General features: G+C 59.4%; 15 protein-coding genes and 1 tRNA gene. 10 read left to right on the top strand and 6 right to left on the bottom strand.

All coding sequences use genetic code 11. The annotated features are described in order from the left end of the window. Nucleotides 1–163 precede the first annotated feature (163 nt). Entirely contained in the window at nt 164–925 is a 762-nt protein-coding gene (locus tag QA639_RS40450; RefSeq protein ID WP_283088830.1) for an N-acyl homoserine lactonase family protein, read from the top strand. 91 nt (nt 926–1,016) lie between these two features. After that, nucleotides 1,017–1,799, top strand: a complete 783-nt coding sequence (locus QA639_RS40445; RefSeq protein WP_028336226.1) for an SDR family NAD(P)-dependent oxidoreductase — start codon at nt 1,017–1,019, stop codon at nt 1,797–1,799. 99 nt (nt 1,800–1,898) lie between these two features. On the opposite strand, the gene QA639_RS40440 is transcribed toward QA639_RS40445, so the two are convergent. Next, nucleotides 1,899–2,177: a GlsB/YeaQ/YmgE family stress response membrane protein gene (locus QA639_RS40440; RefSeq protein ID WP_028336227.1), complete on the bottom strand. Its 279-nt coding sequence runs from the start codon at nt 2,175–2,177 to the stop codon at nt 1,899–1,901. 36 nt (nt 2,178–2,213) lie between these two features. After that, complete coding sequence (locus QA639_RS40435; RefSeq protein WP_157348576.1) at nt 2,214–2,810, bottom strand: YidB family protein; 597 nt, start codon at nt 2,808–2,810, stop codon at nt 2,214–2,216. A gap of 164 nt (nt 2,811–2,974) precedes the next feature. Here QA639_RS40435 and QA639_RS40430 point away from each other — a divergent pair, with 164 nt between their 5' ends. Genes QA639_RS40430 through QA639_RS40420 form a run of 3 tightly spaced genes read left to right on the top strand, consistent with a single transcriptional unit; the run spans nt 2,975 to nt 4,685 of the window. Further along, nucleotides 2,975–3,985, top strand: coding sequence for a 2-dehydropantoate 2-reductase (locus QA639_RS40430; protein WP_283088829.1), 1,011 nt, complete (start codon nt 2,975–2,977; stop codon nt 3,983–3,985). A 48-nt stretch (nt 3,986–4,033) separates the two neighbouring features. After that, nucleotides 4,034–4,240, top strand: coding sequence for a hypothetical protein (locus tag QA639_RS40425; protein WP_050387722.1), 207 nt, complete (start codon nt 4,034–4,036; stop codon nt 4,238–4,240). A 22-nt stretch (nt 4,241–4,262) separates the two neighbouring features. Continuing rightward, a complete protein-coding gene (locus QA639_RS40420) occupies nt 4,263–4,685 on the top strand; it encodes a CAP domain-containing protein (RefSeq protein ID WP_283088828.1) in 423 nt (140 codons plus the stop codon). A 114-nt stretch (nt 4,686–4,799) separates the two neighbouring features. On the opposite strand, the gene QA639_RS40415 is transcribed toward QA639_RS40420, so the two are convergent. The 3 genes from QA639_RS40415 to QA639_RS40405 all read right to left on the bottom strand — a co-directional run bounded on the left by QA639_RS40415 (nt 4,800) and on the right by QA639_RS40405 (nt 7,607). Then, nucleotides 4,800–5,465 carry a hypothetical protein gene (locus QA639_RS40415; protein WP_038377749.1) on the bottom strand — a complete coding sequence of 222 codons (666 nt, stop codon included), beginning with the start codon at nt 5,463–5,465 and terminating at the stop codon, nt 4,800–4,802. A gap of 192 nt (nt 5,466–5,657) precedes the next feature. Then, nucleotides 5,658–6,755, bottom strand: coding sequence for a helix-turn-helix transcriptional regulator (locus QA639_RS40410; RefSeq protein WP_050387720.1), 1,098 nt, complete (start codon nt 6,753–6,755; stop codon nt 5,658–5,660). A gap of 201 nt (nt 6,756–6,956) precedes the next feature. Then, nucleotides 6,957–7,607: a TetR/AcrR family transcriptional regulator gene (locus QA639_RS40405; RefSeq protein WP_157348571.1), complete on the bottom strand. Its 651-nt coding sequence runs from the start codon at nt 7,605–7,607 to the stop codon at nt 6,957–6,959. Between the two features lie 84 nt (nt 7,608–7,691). On the opposite strand from QA639_RS40405, the gene QA639_RS40400 reads away from it, so the two are divergent. Both QA639_RS40400 and QA639_RS40395 read left to right on the top strand, forming a co-directional pair. Continuing rightward, the gene (locus QA639_RS40400) at nt 7,692–9,194 is read left to right on the top strand and encodes a flavin-containing monooxygenase (protein WP_283088827.1); all 1,503 of its coding nucleotides are present in this window, start codon (nt 7,692–7,694) and stop codon (nt 9,192–9,194) included. Nucleotides 9,195–9,313: 119 nt separating this feature from the next. After that, a tRNA-Arg gene (locus QA639_RS40395) sits at nt 9,314–9,390 on the top strand. 315 nt (nt 9,391–9,705) lie between these two features. On the opposite strand, the gene QA639_RS40390 is transcribed toward QA639_RS40395, so the two are convergent. Further along, on the bottom strand, nt 9,706–10,206 hold the full coding sequence (locus QA639_RS40390; protein WP_283088826.1) for a hypothetical protein: 501 nt from the start codon (nt 10,204–10,206) through the stop codon (nt 9,706–9,708). Nucleotides 10,207–10,812: 606 nt separating this feature from the next. Between QA639_RS40390 and QA639_RS40385 the strand changes: the two genes are divergently transcribed. The 3 genes from QA639_RS40385 to QA639_RS40375 all read left to right on the top strand — a co-directional run bounded on the left by QA639_RS40385 (nt 10,813) and on the right by QA639_RS40375 (nt 17,525). Beyond that, a complete protein-coding gene (locus QA639_RS40385; protein ID WP_283088825.1) occupies nt 10,813–10,959 on the top strand; it encodes a hypothetical protein in 147 nt (48 codons plus the stop codon). 447 nt (nt 10,960–11,406) lie between these two features. Beyond that, a complete protein-coding gene (locus QA639_RS40380; RefSeq protein ID WP_346283715.1) occupies nt 11,407–16,116 on the top strand; it encodes an AAA domain-containing protein in 4,710 nt (1,569 codons plus the stop codon). Continuing rightward, complete coding sequence (locus QA639_RS40375) at nt 16,113–17,525, top strand: hypothetical protein (RefSeq protein WP_283088824.1); 1,413 nt, start codon at nt 16,113–16,115, stop codon at nt 17,523–17,525. The genes QA639_RS40380 and QA639_RS40375 overlap by 4 nt, the downstream gene beginning before the upstream one ends. Nucleotides 17,526–17,549 lie beyond the last annotated feature (24 nt).

Here is a 17,549-nt window from a genome sequence, read left to right as displayed (position 1 = left end):
GTCAACGATGCCGATCCGAAGGAGCCGGGTGCTTCGTTGAGCGCATTTGTCATGCGATCGCGACATTGCGCGGAAGCTATAAGGGCGAATAATATGCTGTCAAATCTATTATGAGTTTCCATAAAACTCATATGTAGTTTGAAGCCAACGTGGAGGTAACGAGATGAAGATGCATATGTTGTCGGGCGGCCGTCTGCAGATGTCGAAGCGGACCTATCTGCCCGATGCCGCGCGCGGCGAGACGATCGACCTTCCGGTGTCCTGCGTGCTGCTGCGGCACACGCAAGGCAATGTGCTGTTCGATACCGGATGCCATCCCGATGTCGCGACCGATCCTGAAGGACGGCTGGGCACGCTCGCCAAATACATGCGCCCGATCATGCCGGCGGATGATCATGTGCTGACGAGCCTGAAGGCCGTCGGCCTCGGCGCCGACGATATCGACGTGGTGATCTGCTCCCACCTGCACACCGACCATTGCGGCTGCAACGCCTTCTTCAAGAAGGCGACGATCTTCGTCCATGCGCTCGAGATCGAGGCCGCGAATGCCGACAACGCGTTCGATCGCGGATACATCAAGGCGGACTGGGATCATCCGCTGAAGATGGAGGTCTTCGACAAGCAGATGGATGTGTTCGGCGACGGCAGACTGACGCTGGTCCCGCTGCCCGGACACTCGAAGGGAACGACCGGCGCGCTGGTCAAGCTCGACAACAGCGGCGAATTCCTGCTCGCCTCCGACGCGCTCAGTGTGCGCGCCAATCTCGACCAGCGGACCTCGCCGCGGAACAGCCTCGACGTCGACCAGTTCCTGAAGTCGCTCGACGAGATCGCAAGGCTCGAGGCGTCCGGCGTCAAGATCATCTGCGGCCATGACGAGGCGCAGTGGGCCAGCCTGCAAAAGGGGCTGAACGCGTATACGTGAGGATTTGGGCGCGGCTTGCAGATGTCGTTCCACGCGATATGGTGTGCCGCCGCCGGAGTTCATCTGGCTCACAACAACAAGGAAAATGCAGATGTCCAAGGATGGTTTGTGCGCAATCGTGACGGGATCGGCATCGGGACTCGGCGCCGCCACCGCGCAAATCCTCGCCACGCAGGGCGCGCGCCTCATCATCAACTATTCCAACAGCAAGGCGGAAGCCGAAGCGACCGCGGAAGCCTGTCGCAAGCAGGGCGCCGAGGTGCTGGTGGTGCAGGGCGATGTATCGCGCGATGAGGACTGCAAGAAGATCGCCGCCGCTGCGCAGGGTTGGGGCCGCCTCGACGTGCTTGTCAACAATGCGGGCACCACCAAGCACGTGCCGCATCACGATCTCGACGGCCTGACCGCGGAAGATTTCCAGCGCATCTATGCCGTCAACACCATCGGCCCGTTCCAGATGGTTCGTGCCGCGCGCGCGCTGCTCGAAGCCGGCGCGAAGGCTTCTGGCCGTCCGTCGGCGGTGGTCAACGTCTCCTCGGTCGCCGGCATTTCGGGCGGCGGTTCGTCGGTCGCCTATGCCGCGAGCAAGGGCGCGCTCAACACCATGACGCAGTCGCTGGCGCGCGCGCTGGCGCCGTTGATCCGCGTCAACACGGTGTGCCCGGGCTATATCGATACGCCCTGGTTCACCAAGGGCCGCGGTGAGGCGGGCGCCAAGCAGGTGCGCGATGCCGTGGTCGCGCGGGTGCCGCTGAAGGTTGCGTCAACGGCGGAAGACATCGCCAATCTGGTCTGCTTCCTGGCAAGCCCGGCCTCGAGCAACATGACCGGCGAATTCGTCCGCATGGATGCCGGCATGCATCTCATTCAGTGAAACTGGCTATCCGCGACTTCCGACCAGTTACGGAAACGAAAATGCCCGGGCCAAGCCCGGGCATTTTGATTTTGGATCAATATTCGGTTCGCTGTGCCGTCACCTGTTTCCCGGATCCGGGATCACACGTGCCGCGACCAGCCGATTCCAGATGAATAGCACCACCAGCGCGCCGATCGTGGCGGTGATGAAGCCGGCGCCCTGTTCGGGACCGTAATGGCCGATCGCCTGGCCGATGAAGGTGGCGAGAAACGCGCCGGCGATGCCGAGCACGGTGGTGAGAATAAAGCCGCTCGGATTGTTCGGCCCCGGCGACAGGAACCGCGCGATGATCCCCGCGATAAAGCCGACGATGATGACCCAGATAATGCCGCCCATGTCTGTCGTCCTCTTCAGATGGAATCAACAATGCCGCTAAAGCCTGCGGTGCAGCTCGTCGCCGCTCGGCAACCGCCCGTCCGGTGTCAGATGATTGATCGCGTCGGGCAGGTACTGGCTCAGGCCCCGCAGCAACTGGTCGCGCGACATGCCGCTCTGCGATGCCAGCGAGTCGATCTGGTCGGCGCCGAGCGCGTTGGCGAGATCGCCGGGCGCGATTTGCTTGTTGGGACCGTTGCTGACCCAGGAATTGGCCGCATCGCCCTGGCCCTTGTCCTGCAACTGCTTGAGCAGGTCGCTGAGGCCGCCGCTGAGCACGGTGCCGGCTGCGCCGCCGGCGAGCAGGCCACCAAGGCCGCCCTTCAGCAGATCGCTGAGCCCGCCGCCACCGGGCAGGCCTGCGGTGACGTTGCCGGGAGGAAGCGGCGGCGCCTGCGCCGGCTTCGGCTCAGGGGCGCTCGCGTCCGCCTGGCCTCCGGAGAAATGCTTGACCGCCTTCCATGCCAGCAGCGCGAGGATCGCCATCGTCATCGGCGACATTCCGCCGCCGCTGGAGCTGTCGGATGATGTGCTTGGCGCGCTTGGACCGCGCGGGCCGTTCTGCATGCCGTTGAGTACGTCGAGTAAACCCATGATCGTCTCCTGCCGCAACCGTGCCCCGAGCGGGAAACATAGCTTCCACCCATGACGGTTACAAGGCGGGCCACCCGGCCTGCGGTGCGTCGAAATAGGCAGGCAACCCCAGGTCTGCTATCGAAGCCTGCTATCGAGCCAATGATGAATGGACGTTTGGCAAGATGAACCAGGACCGGCCGATCGGCATTGCGGGCGCGGGAAGCATCGGCTGCTTCGTCGGCGGCATGCTCGCGGCTGCGGGGCGCCGTGTCGCACTGCTGGCGCGGCCGCGGCTGATCCAGGAGATCGCAGCCAACGGCTTGCGGGTCAGCAGCTTTGACGGCTCCGAGCGGACGGTATCCGCGGATCGGCTCATTGTGTCCGACGATCCGTCGATCTTGTCCGACGTCCAGACCGTGCTGGTGACGGTGAAGAGCGCCGATACCGCTGCGATGGCCGACGTGATCGCGCGCCACGCGCCTGGCGATGCCGCGGTGATCAGCCTGCAGAACGGCGTCGGCAATGTGCCGCTGCTGCGCGAGCGTCTGCCGGACCGCAACGTGCTCGGCGGCATGGTGCCGTTCAACGTGGTCGCGCTCGGCGACGGCCGCTTCCATCGCTCGACCTCCGGCGACATCGTGATCGCGCAGGACGACGCGGGCACCGCGACGCGGTTGTCGGTGCCGGGCCTTGCGGTCAAGCCGACCGGCAATATCGATGGCGTGCAGTGGGGCAAACTGGTCGTCAATCTCAACAATGCGCTCAATGCGCTGTCCAATATTCCGCTGCGGCAACAGCTCGCGCAGCGCGGCTGGCGACGACTGCTTGCCGATCAGATGGCCGAGGGCCTGGCCGCGGTGCGCGCCGAAGGCATTGCGCCGGTATCGCCGACGCCGCTGCCGTCGAGCTGGATGCCGCCTTTGCTGCGGCTGCCCGATGCGCTGTTCGACATGCTGCTCGGCCGCACCATGAAGATCGATCCCGAGGCGCGCTCCTCGATGTGGGAGGATCTGCAGCGCGGCCGCCGCACCGAGATCGACTATTTGCAGGGTGTGATCACGGCGATCGCGGATCGCCGCGGGCTCGCGGCGCCATTGTCGCGCCGCGTCATCGCGCTGATCCGGAAGGCGGAGGCGGACGGCAAGGGCTCGCCGGGGCTGACGCCCGAACAGATCCGCGATGGCAGACCATGAAAGCCGATGATCGTCCGCCACGTCGATCGAACAGGAGGAGATGACATCATGAAACGGTCCAGCATCATGCTGCTCACGCTTGTTGCGCTCGCGGCCGGCCCGGTCCGTGCGGCGCCGCCGACCGTGACACCGTCGCCTGGCTATGATGCGCGCTTGCAGGAGCAACGCGCGGCGGCCGCAGCAGCGAGCCGAGCGGCCGCGCCTGCGCACAAATCGGTCGCACCCCGGCACCACAAGCGCACCCGCGCGCACTGATCCATCACAGAGACGACCTCAGATGAAGCTGCTGTTCCTCGCGCTCACCTTGGTGTTTGGCTTCACCACGGCCTCAGGTGCCGCCGACTATGCCGGGTTGATCAGTGCCTACCGGCGCGCCAACCGCATGCCCGCGGTGAGGCTCGACGCGAAGCTGAACGCGATGGCGCTGAAGCAGGCGGAGGCGATGTCGGCGACCGGATCGGTCAGCCACTCCGCGGGCGGCAGCTTCTTCACGCGCATCGCGCCGCTGAAGAAGCAGCGCGCCGCCGAGAATATCGGCGCCGGCTTCATCGCCTTCGCCGAGATGCTGAAGCAGTGGGAGAATTCGCCGGGCCATCGCGAGAACCTGTTGATGCCGGGCGCCAAGCGCGTCGGTGTCGCCTTCGTCGACAATCCAAAGTCGCCGTACCGCAGGTTCTGGGCGATGGTGATTACCGACTGAACCTGCGGTGTCATTCCGGGGCGGAGCGAAGCGACGAACCCGGAATCTCGACGGAAATGGCAGAGAGATTCCGGGTTCTCGCTTGCGCGAGCCCCGGAATGACTAAGCGAGTCGTCAGTTTCGCTTCGCAACCTTGGTCGGTGGCGGCGGTGTCGGCGTGAACAACTTCTTCAGGCCGTCCAATCCCTCGGAAAGCCGCGGCCATTCGCAGGAGAACGTACCCTTCATGCAGTTGCTTGCCCGCGGCCGCGGTTCGGGGATGGGGACGGCAGCGACCCGCGGCTTGACCGGCCTTGCGGCGGGGACGGGGACTTTCGCAGTCTCACTGCGCGACGGCTCATTGTGCAATGACGCCTGCTGGATTTGCGGCGGCCGCACCGGCTGTGTCTCCTGCCGCTCGAGTTGCTTCGCATTGAACGCCGCAACGATACGCGAGCGGCGCTGCTGCTCGAGGTAGCCGGTATATTCCTGGTCGATCTTCTTCTGCTCGTCCGGCGTCGGATTGGGACCGGCGATGTCGAAGCTGCGGTCCTGCATGAAGTCGTAATAGGTGTAGCCTCCGCCGGGCTTGCGACGGCCGGCGAACTTGGCGTTGCAATCGGCGAGTTGCGCGGTCTTGTCTTCCCTGGTCTTCGCTTTCTCGGCGAGGTCGGCGCAGTCCTCGAAGTCCTTCGGGCCGCCGCGCCACCATTGCGCGTGCGCGCTCATGGGCGCCAGCACGCAAGCGACGGCGAAAGCGGCAACAGCCAACGTCGATGATCGTGACGGCATCACGGACATTGAGACCAAACCCGAACGACACAGAGTGAGCAGATTGTCGCCATTTTAGTGACACTTGTCACCCGGGAACCCGACGATTTTCCTGACCTGTGGAATGTTGCCGCAGCTGATGGAACACAGCCTTCGCGATTGGAATAATTGAAGAATCTCATCGGAACGGGCCGGAGATCAGAACAATTCGCCTTTAATCGTTCACTTCACCCTGTGCAGCAATGCCACCAGTTCCGCCTGCCGGTGCGTGCCGGTCTTCTGGAAGATCGTCTTGAGCTGATTGCGCGCGGTGGCAAGGGCAACGCCGGCGGCCTGCGCGGCCGCTTCGACCGAATCGCCGCGCGCAAGCCGCGCGGCAAGGCGTGCCTGCGCCGGCGTCAGTTCGAACGTCGCTGCAAGGAGCGCCTGATCGAACGCCGCGCTGCCTTCGAGATCGCGGATCAACAGGATCGCGCGCGCCCCGAGGAACGGCGAGCGCGCCGCCGGAGGCACCGGCTGGATCTGGATCACGATTGGCCGCTTGTCGATCCTGCGCACCACGATCGGCGACGACGGCAATGGATGCAGGTCCGAGCTGTGGGCCAGCTGATCGATCAGCCTGGTCAGATCGGCATTGGCCTGCCGGTCGAGCAGGGTGAGGCGATTGTTGCGGATCGCAAGGTCGTAGCCCAGGCAGCGTTCCGCCTGGCTGTTCATGCCGATGATGGTGCCGAAGCGGCCGACGGCAATCGCAGCGACCTGGATCAGATCGAGCGCGCTGGTGATGCCCGAGAGCGCGGAGCGGCCGACGACGGCGGAGAGCGTCGCGGCTTCCGTGAGCGGCGCCGACACCCTTTGCAGCGCCTTGATCTCGTCGGCGTCGAACAAGCCTTCCCTGGGCGAACGCTGGATCGTCAGTGCCCACAACGCCGGGCCGGAGTGGAAGCCGATCGCTGCGAACCATTTCAGTCCGAACTCGCCGAGCGTGGCGTAAAGCGGATCGCGCAGCATCTCGGTTTCGGATTCGAACAGATCCGCATCGGTGATGACATCGACGCCGGCGTGCATCAGCGGCACGCCGCGGGCTGCGCGGATGTCGGTGAGGTGAAGATTGTGTGGGAAGTAGGTCTTGGTGAAATACTCGGTGATCGAGTCCGTGCGCGGAATGTCTTCAGTGCGGATATCGCTCTGAAGCATCGCAGCGCCGGTCGCGCCGACGGCGGCGCAGACCTCGTCCATGAAGGACGGCCAGGTCGAGGGATCGAGAACCACATCGCCGAGGCGCGCGGTCACATCGTCAAGCCTGTGCAGATCGACCAAAATTCAGCTCCGCCGATGCAACCAGCGTTGTTTTGTCAGGCGAAACAGGCCGCGCCTCGTTGCGCCCGGTACCGGGCATAAGAAAACCCAGGGGCCCGATATGCAAGTTAAATCGGCGGCAGGCTAGGGGGCCGGGTCCGCAAGCTCTGGCGAAACATGATCGAAAATCGGCGGGGCTGACGCGCTGGTATGATCTGGCCGCTACGATAAGTGACCATCCTCACGGTGGTCGGCTTCGGTCAGCGCCACGCGGCAGAAGCTGGTGGCGATCGCGACGACCTCCTCCACGGCTTGCGGATATTGCTTCGACACCCAGCGCAGCGCGATCGAGATGACGGCGCCGACCATGCCGACCGAGAGCAGCGAGGCGGCCGCGCCCTTGTCGCTGCGTTTCGGGTCTAGTGCCGGCGGCACCAGGATGTCGCTGAAGACGCGCAAGGCGTCGAGCTTGACGGCATCGACCGCCGGACTGATGCCTGAAATTTCCAGCAGAAAGACCCGCGCGGGCTTCGGGTGCTCCTTCAGCCGCGTGAAATAGAGCGTCAGCGCCGCGCGCAGCCTCATCTCGGCATCGTCGCCTGCGGCTGCGGCGGCCGCGGTCATTTCGTCGTGCAGGTGCCCGACGACATGGCCGTAGGCGGCGATCAGCAGAGCCTCGCTGTTGGCAAAGGACTCGTAGAAATAGCGCTCGGTCAGCTCGGCCGCCTCGCAGATCGCCTTCACGGTGGCGCCGCGATAGCCGACCTCGCCATAGACCTCGATCGCCGCATCGATCAGCTTGAGCCGCCGCTCGGTGCGGCGTTCCTCGGCGTCCATACCGCCATAGAGGCGGGCTTTCCGGCTGCTTGCCATGAAAGTGTATTGACACGAGGCATTGTCAGATGTCAAGTTATCTGACAATATAGATTGTCAATACTGCCACGGAAGGGTCAGGGCATGTCCGCTCATTTCGACGTGTTGATCGTGGGCGCGGGACTGTCGGGCATCGGCGCCGGCTACCATTTGCAGGCCAACTGCCCGGACCGCAGCTACGCCATTCTTGAAGGCCGCGACTGCATCGGCGGCACCTGGGACCTGTTCCGCTATCCCGGCATCCGCTCCGACTCCGACATGTACACGCTCGGCTATTCGTTCCGGCCGTGGACCGAGCCGAAGGCGATCGCCGACGGCCCCTCGATCCTGAACTATGTGCGGGAGACCGCGCGCGTCTACGGCATCGACAAGAACATCCGTTTCAACCACCGCGTCGTGCGCGCCGACTGGTCGTCCGCCGACGCGCAATGGACGGTCGAGGTCGAGCGTGGGCCGGAGAAGACGATCGAGCGCTTCACCTGCAACTTCCTGTTCATGTGCAGCGGCTACTACAAATATGAACACGGCTACACGCCCGACTTCCCCGGCATCGCCGATTTCGCCGGCCGCGTCGTCCATCCGCAGAAATGGACCGACGACATCGACTATACGGCTAAGAAGGTTGTCGTGATCGGCAGCGGCGCGACCGCGGTGACGCTGGTGCCGGAACTGGCCAAGACCGCCGCCCATGTCACGATGCTGCAGCGTTCGCCGACCTATGTCGTGGCGCGGCCGGACGAGGACAAGGTCGCCAACTGGCTGCGCGGGCGGCTGCCCGCGAAACTCGCCTACGGCCTCACGCGCTGGAAGAACGTGCTGTTCGGCATGTATTTCTACCGGCTCTGCAAGCGCGATCCGGAGCGCGTGAAGAAGCTGATCCTCGGCGGCGTGCGCCACGCGCTCGGCCCCGACTACGACGTCGCCACCCATTTCACGCCGCGCTACAATCCGTGGGACCAGCGGCTTTGCCTGGTGCCGAACGGCGATCTGTTCCAATCGCTGCGCAGCGGCGGATCGTCCATCGTCACCGACCAGATCGAGACCTTCACGCCCGGCGGCATCAAGCTCAAGAGCGGCAAAGTGCTCGACGCCGACATCGTGGTGACCGCGACCGGCCTCGATCTGCAGGTGCTCGGCGGACTCGAGATCAATGTCGACGGCGCGCGAGTCGATCTGTCGAAGACCATGAACTACAAGGGGCTGATGTACTCGGGCGTGCCGAACCTCGCCGCCGCCTTCGGCTACACCAACGCGTCCTGGACGCTGAAATGCGACCTGACCTGCGAATATGTCTGCCGCATGCTCAACCACATGAAGGCGCATGGCTACGCGCAAGTCACGCCGCGGCGGAACGATCCGACCGTCGCCGAACTGCCCTGGGTGGATTTCTCATCGGGCTATATCCAGCGCGCCGCCGCCAGGTTCCCAAAGCAGGGCTCGCGCCGGCCGTGGCGGCTCTACCAGAATTATGCACTCGATATCATGACGCTGCGCTTCGGCTCGCTGAAGGATGAGGCCATCGAGTTTCTCCCGGCGCGTCGGGCGAGCGCGGATGCCGCCTCGAATCCGGCCCGGCAGGTGGCGTAACGCGCGACGCGCCAAACGCGATGCAACTTCGCGCGCGCCCGATGTGGCGCGGGCTGGCGATCACCCGGCAGCTCTGCTATGGGATGGCGGCGCCCGCATGCTTTCGCTGCGGGCGGTGCGGTCCCGTAGCTCAGCCGGATAGAGCGACGGTTTCCTAAACCGTAGGTCGGAAGTTCGAGTCTTCCCGGGATCGCCACTGAAATCAATGGTTTAAGCGGGTGCATTTCCTCCGCGTCGACTTGCCGATCACAAGCTGGGTAACGGCTGGGGTAACAAGGCGACCCAGCCGATGTACCAATTTTCCAGGCGGCCCGCGACGATCCTATCTTACTGGCGTCAGCTCGGGCCGATTGGAATCCAAGCAGATGCGTCCAGGCAGATGCGTCCAGCTAAGCGGCGTCCTCCAGCTCACTCAGCAATTCGCAACCGTCAAGGTTCTGGAATCGATTTGCTGCCTATCTTTACGTGAAGCTGAAGGTCACGTTTTAAGAGGAGACCACCAGGGCCCGGGCTAGCCTACCGTGGCTTCGCAATGCGGTCGGACAGTCGCCATCAAATCTTCGACCGCACCAGCGACAGCGTCGAGCGTGGGTAAGCTCTTGGGGCCAACCTTTATGTAGCGGAACTCGAAATCCGTAGCGAACGGATCAAGGAGTTCAATTGCCTGCGCAATGAACGCATCGTTGACTGCGTGACCTTTCAGACCTTCCGCAACACAGGATTTCCAAAGCACCTGAAGCTTGTGGCCAAACTCTCGCGAAGCAAGGCGATTGCTGGAGAACCCTTTGCTACGCAGATACGCCTTTAGCGTCAGCTCCAATGCATGGCAGTAGAGATAATAAACCGGCATGCTGAAGCGCAGCTGCAGATCCTTATCCTCGAGACCCCTTCTTAGATACTCGGCGGATATGAAGAAGGATTCTCCGGACAAGAACACAGCGATCGGAGGCGAGCGATCGATGTCTTCGTTATCGCTCCTGAGTTCTTTGTTTGCCATGTCTTCGTTTGCCATATCTTCGTTCCTAGACTTGTCCGGATGGACATCTCGGCGATCGGAATTTCGGCCCGCATTTGGCCAGGTGCGATATCACGCGTGCCATCGGAAGCCGCGAGCCTCTCTCGTGTTAGATCCAACCAACCACGGATATCGCCAAGCCGTAGATTTCTCGAGCATCCGTGGCCAGCCCGACGGAAGTCTTAGATGCAGCCAAAGGGGAGCGGTCCCCGCTTTCGGCAAGACCAGAAGGCCGACTAGTTGGAGCCGGCCCCTCTGCGGCGCACCAATGGTTCAAATATTGGCCACTTCCCGGGACGGTGACGCGGCTCTAGAGCCCGTTTCCCTGACAAAGATCGGTCGTGTGAGCCAGACGTTCGACCTCCGCGGTCGCAGCCTAGCGCGTTGATGCAGTCACCGTGAGGGCGGAGTCAGCGCGACCAGAGCCTGTGTCTCTATCGCGGCGGTCCACTCGATAGGAGATTTGTACCAACGGCTGCGCTCCTCCTCCGACCGTCTGCTGATTTTTTCGCTCCTCGCAAGGATTGGCTGGAGCTACGGCGCGCAGCTTTCAACAGCATGAAAAACTCTACCGTCAAGATACTAACAAGGGGATCCGGGCCCATGCGGAAAACAGTGAAATCTGCTGATCATGAAAAGGTAAGAGGAAAAATGAAGCGAGGTGCCGTGCTGGCGATGGTACTTTCGAGCGCAGCTACTTTCGCTCTCCTGCTAGATATGGCGGTTGCACTAGCCAAGCCGATCTTCTAGCTGCGCTTGCCTTTCGTGGCATGTTCGCTGGGTTGCATCTTTCTGGAAGAGCCGCGTCTCCCCGCTAGGCGGGCGTAGAGACCTTGGCTCAACAATGTCGGCCGAATATTGGAAACGATTTTTGACTAAATGAGGCGCCGTCGCGGTGGCGCTGTTGCTCCTGGAGGTCGGCTCGCCTTTTCCCGCTGATCCAGTTTCTCAAGCCTGCCCTCGGATAATGGAGAGAAGCCGTGCGGATCCTCCGGTTCAGCCCGAGATCGGCAACCGGACGTCCCACGAGGTCTGGAGAGGCGCCAACAATGACGCCGAGTGGTGGACGGTCAAGTTGGCGTACGCTGCGCGTATCGCGCTAAAATAGCGAAATCTCATCCGCACGCCTAATAGACGACGTTGAGTTAGATTCGATAAGAACTAGCCAAGAATTAGCGATGTTCTTTGGGGGGCGCTGTGGCGTGTAAAGTACGATACCTAAATAGCGCGGGTCTGCTTCCTGAAGAGGCTGATGCGGTCGCCGCCCTATCAAAGGTGCTACCCGATACGTGGCTGCTTTATGTTGCGCTGCAGTATCTCCCGATCAGACAGAACCCAATGGACATCGACACGGTCGTCGTCATGGATGATCGAGTCCTTATTCTTGAGCTCAAGAATTGGAATGGAGAGCTCCGATCAAATGGCGATGTGTGGATACTCAACGAACAACCAAAGGGCCGATCACCGGTCGATCTCGTCGCTCACAAGGCGAGAGTGGTGGGTAAGGCTCTACGGGACAGTATCGCTGAGTTTGACTTCTATACCGATTCCGGCGTCGTTTTGACCGGTTCCGCGACCGCGAAACACCTATCCGCGCCGCAAGCCTCTAGGACTTGGTCGCTTGCCCAATTAAAGGCGATTGTGAATCCGTCGTCGCGATCGCAGCTGCTCGAACCGCGGCCAACGCGCAGACGGCAGGCTTACACTTTCGAGCGCGAGCTGAGCAAGCTTTTCGGGAGCGGTAGAAGGTTCAAGCCAAAAGAGATGATCTGGGATGGGTATCGCGTTGTCCAGGAAAACGTCTTTGTGCATCGCGCGTTCAACGAACACCGCGCGTTACTCAAGGATGACAAACGTCACGGCGCCCTACTACGTACTTGGAAATTTGACGAGCTTCCCGTCGAATTCAACACGCCGACTGTTCGCAAGCGAATCGCGCAATGGGAGCTCAATGCGTTGGGTTATCTGCGACAAGTAAAGAGCGAACTGATCAGAAAGGGGCAGGTCCTCGAGCTCCTGGGCGACACTAAAGAAGAGATTCTTACTCAGCACTACGACCTCAAACGGCTTGGGAGAGATTGGGTTCAACTATCAAACTACTTGCAAAGATTTCGAGAAGAGATGGCTTGGGAGGATGCGGTTGCGATGGCTCAAACGCTGCTGAACGTCGTGGCAGAGCTGCATCTAAAGAATGTCGCGCACCGCGATATCGGCTTCAAAGGCGTTTGGGTTGGTTCGAGCACTCAGTTGGCGCTCTCCGGGTTGGCAGTGGCGCACCTGCCTGGAGATGACGGCGCGTTAGAATGGTTGCCGCATCTTGAAGCATATTCTCCGATGGCGCACGGTGCGCTGGGACGCACGTTCGAGGGAAGCGCAGCCCAAAGAGACGTAGTCAGTCTGGGTGTGCTATGCGACGAGATCCTGACTGCGAGGGAAACACTTGCACCCTCGATCAGCCCTTCACTCGCTGCTTGGCTCAAGAAGACGTCACTCACCGAGCCAGAAAATCTCTTCGCAGACGCTGTAGAGATGTCCAATGCTTTTGGACAAATTGTATTCGATAGCATGCCAATTCAGGCAGACACCGAATTACTTGATAAGTTCGAGACCGACCTGAATCCACTCTTTGAGTGGCGACCGATCGAGCGGCTCGCAAAAGGCTGGAGAGAGGTCTTTCTCTCTCAAGATCCTCAGCTTGGCGACATTGTAGTCAAGATCTGGCCTAAGCTCCTGCGAGGTCAAAGTTCGCAAATTGATCTGATGCTTGTTCGGCTGTTTGACGGCTTAGCAAAGCTCAAAGTGACCTTGCCGCCGGGACTCCCTCAATTTGGACCGTCTGGTCTTTCCAACATAGGAGCGTTTCTTGTTTATAAGTCCGTCGGCGGCTATTCTCTTCGCGAAGAGCCTGGATTGTCGGCTCTGAATGCGTTGCAGATTTCCAAAGAGTTGCTCTCAACGGTAGATGACTTGCATCGTGTCGGCTTAGAGCATGGGGCTATTGCTGAAACAGCGATAAAGATCGTGACGCTTCAGGACGGCACTAGGCGTCCAATCCTCGACCACTTGTTCGAGTCGGGTGATTTCATTGATACTCCCGTTGCGACTGCTGAATGGCTGCCTGCAAATTGGGAGCGGCTGAGCGTTCAACACCTGGACCGTTATGCAGTCGTAAAGATCGTCCATGGGCTTATTTCAAGAGTTGAGGACGCAAGATTAGTCCAAATTCAAGCCGAACTTCAGTCCGAGCTTGAGCGACCTGCGATCGAAGTGCTTGAAACGATAAGTGATCGCGTAGCTGCGGCGCTCCATGACATTCAGAAACCTGTCGCAAAGCAAATAATTGTTGGCCTTGTCGAACCCCTAATCGATACGTTTGAATCTGACTCTGGCTTCTATTTCATTCGAGCGGAACGGTTGAATGAGCGCGTTGTCAAGTTCGTTGCCTACGGTTTGACCCATCGGCTCAGCATCATCGCTCCCGCAGATCGGCCGCCGGCTGCGGAACTTGTTGCATGCGAGTTTGAAACGATTCGTCGCGAAGCTGATCGCTGCGTCCGCATTAGCGCAGAGATCCGCCTCGAGCGGTCAGATGAGCCGCGAGTTTCCCAGTTGCTCGAACTGTTCGCCGAGGTTCCTATCGCTGAAGCGGAAGTGATCGCTCCCTCTGACGAAGAGACGGAGCCTCCGCCACTATCTGAGTTGGAGCCGCCCGCTGTCGAGCGCGACGGTCCATTAGATATTGAAAAATTCTGGATGCGATCGATTGAACTGGAAGAGAATCTGACCCCTGAGATTGTCCTGCGGTCTGATCCGATATCGACGGCCTCTGGCTGGTCAGTGAAATACGAGTTGCACAAGGGAAATTTCGATTTTGATCCCGAAGATTTAGTCGACTTGTGTTTTCCAGGAAGGAATCGGCGCGTCGCGCGCTTAGATACGATGAATACCGATGGAAGCATATTGGCACTAAGCGAACTGGACTTGCCGTTAAGGGATGGAGATGTCCTGCAGCTCGTCGAAAGACAGCAACGTACGTCGTACAATCGCAGAAAACGAGCCGTTGATCGTATTCTGGGTCGAAATAGCCCAATCAAAAATCTAATAACCTATTTTGATCCATCTCTGAGCGCGGCAGATCTTCCGTATCAATGCAGCCCTACCGACAACGAACTATCGGTCTACGAGCTCAATCAAGGGCAAGCCGATGCGTTCCGAAGTATTGCTGAGAATGGTCCGGTCGGACTTCTGCAGGGGCCGCCAGGAACGGGAAAGACGTATTTCATTGCCGCCTTTGTTCACTGGTTAATTACAGTGCAGGGCGTCGACCGTATACTCATTGCGAGCCAGTCGCACGAGGCCGTAAATAACGTCATTGTAGCCACAGCGAAACTGTTTCGAAAGTTTGGAAAGCGGCCTGATCTCCTTCGCATAGGCTCCAAGAATATAACGCCGTCGGTAAAGTCCTTTCATATCGCGGCGGTTCGCGAAAAGTACGCGGCAACTTTCCTAAACTCATTTAAAGCTCGCGTGTCGTTGCTGGCGAGAACGGCCGGAATAGACCGAGGCTTTGCCGAGCGTGCTATAGATCTGGACCGAAGTTTGGGGGAATTGGTTCGAAGATACTATTTTGATCTCGAGAGTGATCAGGCGGAAGAACGGGGCGAGCGTTCGATTCGGGCGCGCGTGGCGCGTGCGATCGAGGGCGTATTGAAGAAGTTTGGATTGCAAGATCTTCAATACGGTGAACCAAAGGATGCTCTCGACGCCGCGTTCAGTCATCTTGTTGCGGAAAACGACAAGGTGTCGCTCGCCGATGAAGATCTTCTCAAAAAGCTGCTCAGTCTCTCGCGCGAGTGGAAAGAGGCTATGGGTGCGTCGTCCCGTAACTTTGAAGAATTTCTCGCAAAAACAAAATCTATAGTCGCCGGTACGTGCGTGGGGCTTGGGCAAACTCGAATTCGACTTGATAAACTTGAGTATGATTGGGTGATTGTTGATGAAGCGGCTAGATGCACTCCGGGCGAGCTTGCCGTTCCGCTGCAATTAGGACGACGAGTTCTGCTAGTAGGAGATCATCGTCAGCTTCGTCCCATGGTTGACGAAGTTGTAACTCGGGAGCTTTGCCGGGAATTTCCGGTTGCTGGCTTAAGCGCGGTGCAGCGAAGCGATTTTGAGAGGGCGTTCAATTCTAATTTTGGACGCATTCGTGGACAGGTGCTGAACGAGCAGTACCGAATGGCTGAACCAATATGCAAACTGGTTTCATCGCTATTCTACGAGCCATTTGGTGTGAGGCTATCAACGTCGCCTCGTCGTGAACCGAGCAGATTCTTCCAAAACCCAGAACGATTAGGCATACTGAGATCATGTGTAACGTGGGTGGATACATCCCAGGAGCGATCACATTTGGAAAAGCCTGGTGCGTCTAACGAATACACGTACTCGAACGCTGCAGAAGCGACAGCAATACTGAAGTTGGTGGCGCGAATTTATGGCGAAGAACAATTGCGAGACCATCTAGTCGATCGTGACGAGGAGCACCCAATCGGCATCATCTGTATGTACAAGGAGCAGAGTGCAGAGATCGATCGCCAGTTGACGCAGTCAGATCTACCTCGTCAATTTCGAGATCGTATTCGGGTTGATACGGTTGACTCCTATCAGGGGAAAGAAAATACGATTGTCATCTTGTCGCTGGTTCGCAGCAACCGAGGCGGAAAGATCGGTCACGTTCGAAGTCCCCGTCGTTCGAATGTCGCAATATCTCGAGCGAAAGAACGTTTGGTTATTGTAGGGGATGTAAGAATGTGGACTCGCCGTAGCGACAGTCCAATGGGCCGCGTGCTTAAGCATCTCAGGGCGTTGAGTAAGCCAGACGGTGAGTTTGTTAGGGCAGGTGATCTATGACATCGATCTCGAAGATTGAGAGCCGTAGATTCCCGATCGATACAACCGGCTTTCGAATTCCTTGTCGTAAGTTCGCATTCGCATTGAATGTCTCACGCGATCGACGATTCCCGGTTGTGGATGAGTTTGTACTTAGAGTGCTGCGCTTATTGGGTGAGGTGCCCGTTCGGAGATTGCGGTCTTATTTTGGCTTTTCCAGCAGGGAATTGGAAATTGTACTTTCGGATCTCGTCGCACGCGGGCACGTAGTGCTGAGTGGAGAAAACGTCTCATTGCATGCTGCGGCGGAAGAGCTTTTTTCCAGCGCGGAGGACGAGCTGCCTAGAATTGTATCGATTGAGCCGTGGAATGAGACGGTTTCATTCGATATGGTGGCGAGCAACTTGTTGAGCGCGGAGAGCCCATATGCAACTCGTCATTTTGTTGAGGTAAAAGCATCCACATCTGCTAGTCAGACACCAATCCGGTATGCCGAGGAAGCCTTTTCGCGAAGTTTTCGCGACTATGTGCGCAATCTAAAAGGTATAAAGGATGCGGATGGGATCCATCTTTATTCGATCTCCCATGTGGAGCCCAAGGGCTACGGATGGTCGTCATACAAGACGACGGATTACCTAACGTTATCGAGCGATTTGCGGATCGAAACTGATTTCGGCATCCAGCCGGACAAGTTCGCGGCTCTGCGTCCCCTTATTGAGGGCATCTCAGCCGCTAAGAATAGCCTCCGCATAAGCCAAAGAGATCGAAATGTTGCGGGTTTTGTCGATCGCTTGTTCGGAAATACGCGCTTTTCTCAACGCCTTGATAACGGTCCTTTTTTTCAACTACGGCAATGGTTAGACGCCGAAACTCCAACAGAGGGGATGGAGGGAAGAACGCGGCCCGTTCTAGGATCGCTTTATCTGCCGGACAATGTCACCGCGTTCTTGGCTCTTGCTGAGATCGGCCGGCTGGTCGAGAGGGGCCCTGACGGCTCGCAGCGACTTATATGGGGAAGACCCGGTGGAACTGCTTGGGGCGCTACTCCTGACCTTTCCGCCTCCGTCGCTCGGTTTAAGGATGCAGTTCGCTCTGCCGGGCAATCCGCGAGCGCCGTTATGTGCGACTTGCAAGAGACCCCGCTCGACGTGCTTCGTAAGTTCAGAAATGTGTTTGACGAGGCTTATGCCATTTCAGCGAGGGGGGTGCCAGGAAGTCTAGAGTTCCTGCGAGTGGGAAATGTTCTCGGGTTCTCCGTTCGGGTCGCAGTTGCCGCAGGAAGTGTTCCCGTCGGTTATATTACGACGGATCCTCGTGTCGTAGAACGTTTTGATCAAGCGACGTCTCTCGTTGACCGCCTGAACAAAGCCAGCCCGTTATGGACTCGAACCCCTCGAAGCCAGGACCCGCCCAACTCGGAGAGTCCCTAATGGCTGCACAGCCCCCTAGTCGTC

Origin of the sequence: Bradyrhizobium pachyrhizi, from assembly GCF_029714545.1 — a bacterium.
Lineage (GTDB): Bacteria > Pseudomonadota > Alphaproteobacteria > Rhizobiales > Xanthobacteraceae > Bradyrhizobium > Bradyrhizobium pachyrhizi.
Note: the sequence above shows the minus strand (reverse complement) of the source record. Positions and strands in the feature narration are given on the sequence as shown.

Coding starts and splice junctions, on each gene's coding strand:
- QA639_RS40450 (WP_283088830.1), top strand. CDS start 164: ATGAAGATGCATATGTTGTCGGGCGGCCGTCTGCAGATGTCGAAGCGG.
- QA639_RS40445 (WP_028336226.1), top strand. CDS start 1,017: ATGTCCAAGGATGGTTTGTGCGCAATCGTGACGGGATCGGCATCGGGA.
- QA639_RS40440 (WP_028336227.1), bottom strand. CDS start 2,177: ATGGGCGGCATTATCTGGGTCATCATCGTCGGCTTTATCGCGGGGATC.
- QA639_RS40435 (WP_157348576.1), bottom strand. CDS start 2,810: ATGGGTTTACTCGACGTACTCAACGGCATGCAGAACGGCCCGCGCGGT.
- QA639_RS40430 (WP_283088829.1), top strand. CDS start 2,975: ATGAACCAGGACCGGCCGATCGGCATTGCGGGCGCGGGAAGCATCGGC.
- QA639_RS40425 (WP_050387722.1), top strand. CDS start 4,034: ATGAAACGGTCCAGCATCATGCTGCTCACGCTTGTTGCGCTCGCGGCC.
- QA639_RS40420 (WP_283088828.1), top strand. CDS start 4,263: ATGAAGCTGCTGTTCCTCGCGCTCACCTTGGTGTTTGGCTTCACCACG.
- QA639_RS40415 (WP_038377749.1), bottom strand. CDS start 5,465: ATGTCCGTGATGCCGTCACGATCATCGACGTTGGCTGTTGCCGCTTTC.
- QA639_RS40405 (WP_157348571.1), bottom strand. CDS start 7,607: ATGGCAAGCAGCCGGAAAGCCCGCCTCTATGGCGGTATGGACGCCGAG.
- QA639_RS40400 (WP_283088827.1), top strand. CDS start 7,692: ATGTCCGCTCATTTCGACGTGTTGATCGTGGGCGCGGGACTGTCGGGC.
- QA639_RS40390 (WP_283088826.1), bottom strand. CDS start 10,206: ATGGCAAACGAAGACATGGCAAACAAAGAACTCAGGAGCGATAACGAA.
- QA639_RS40385 (WP_283088825.1), top strand. CDS start 10,813: ATGCGGAAAACAGTGAAATCTGCTGATCATGAAAAGGTAAGAGGAAAA.
- QA639_RS40375 (WP_283088824.1), top strand. CDS start 16,113: ATGACATCGATCTCGAAGATTGAGAGCCGTAGATTCCCGATCGATACA.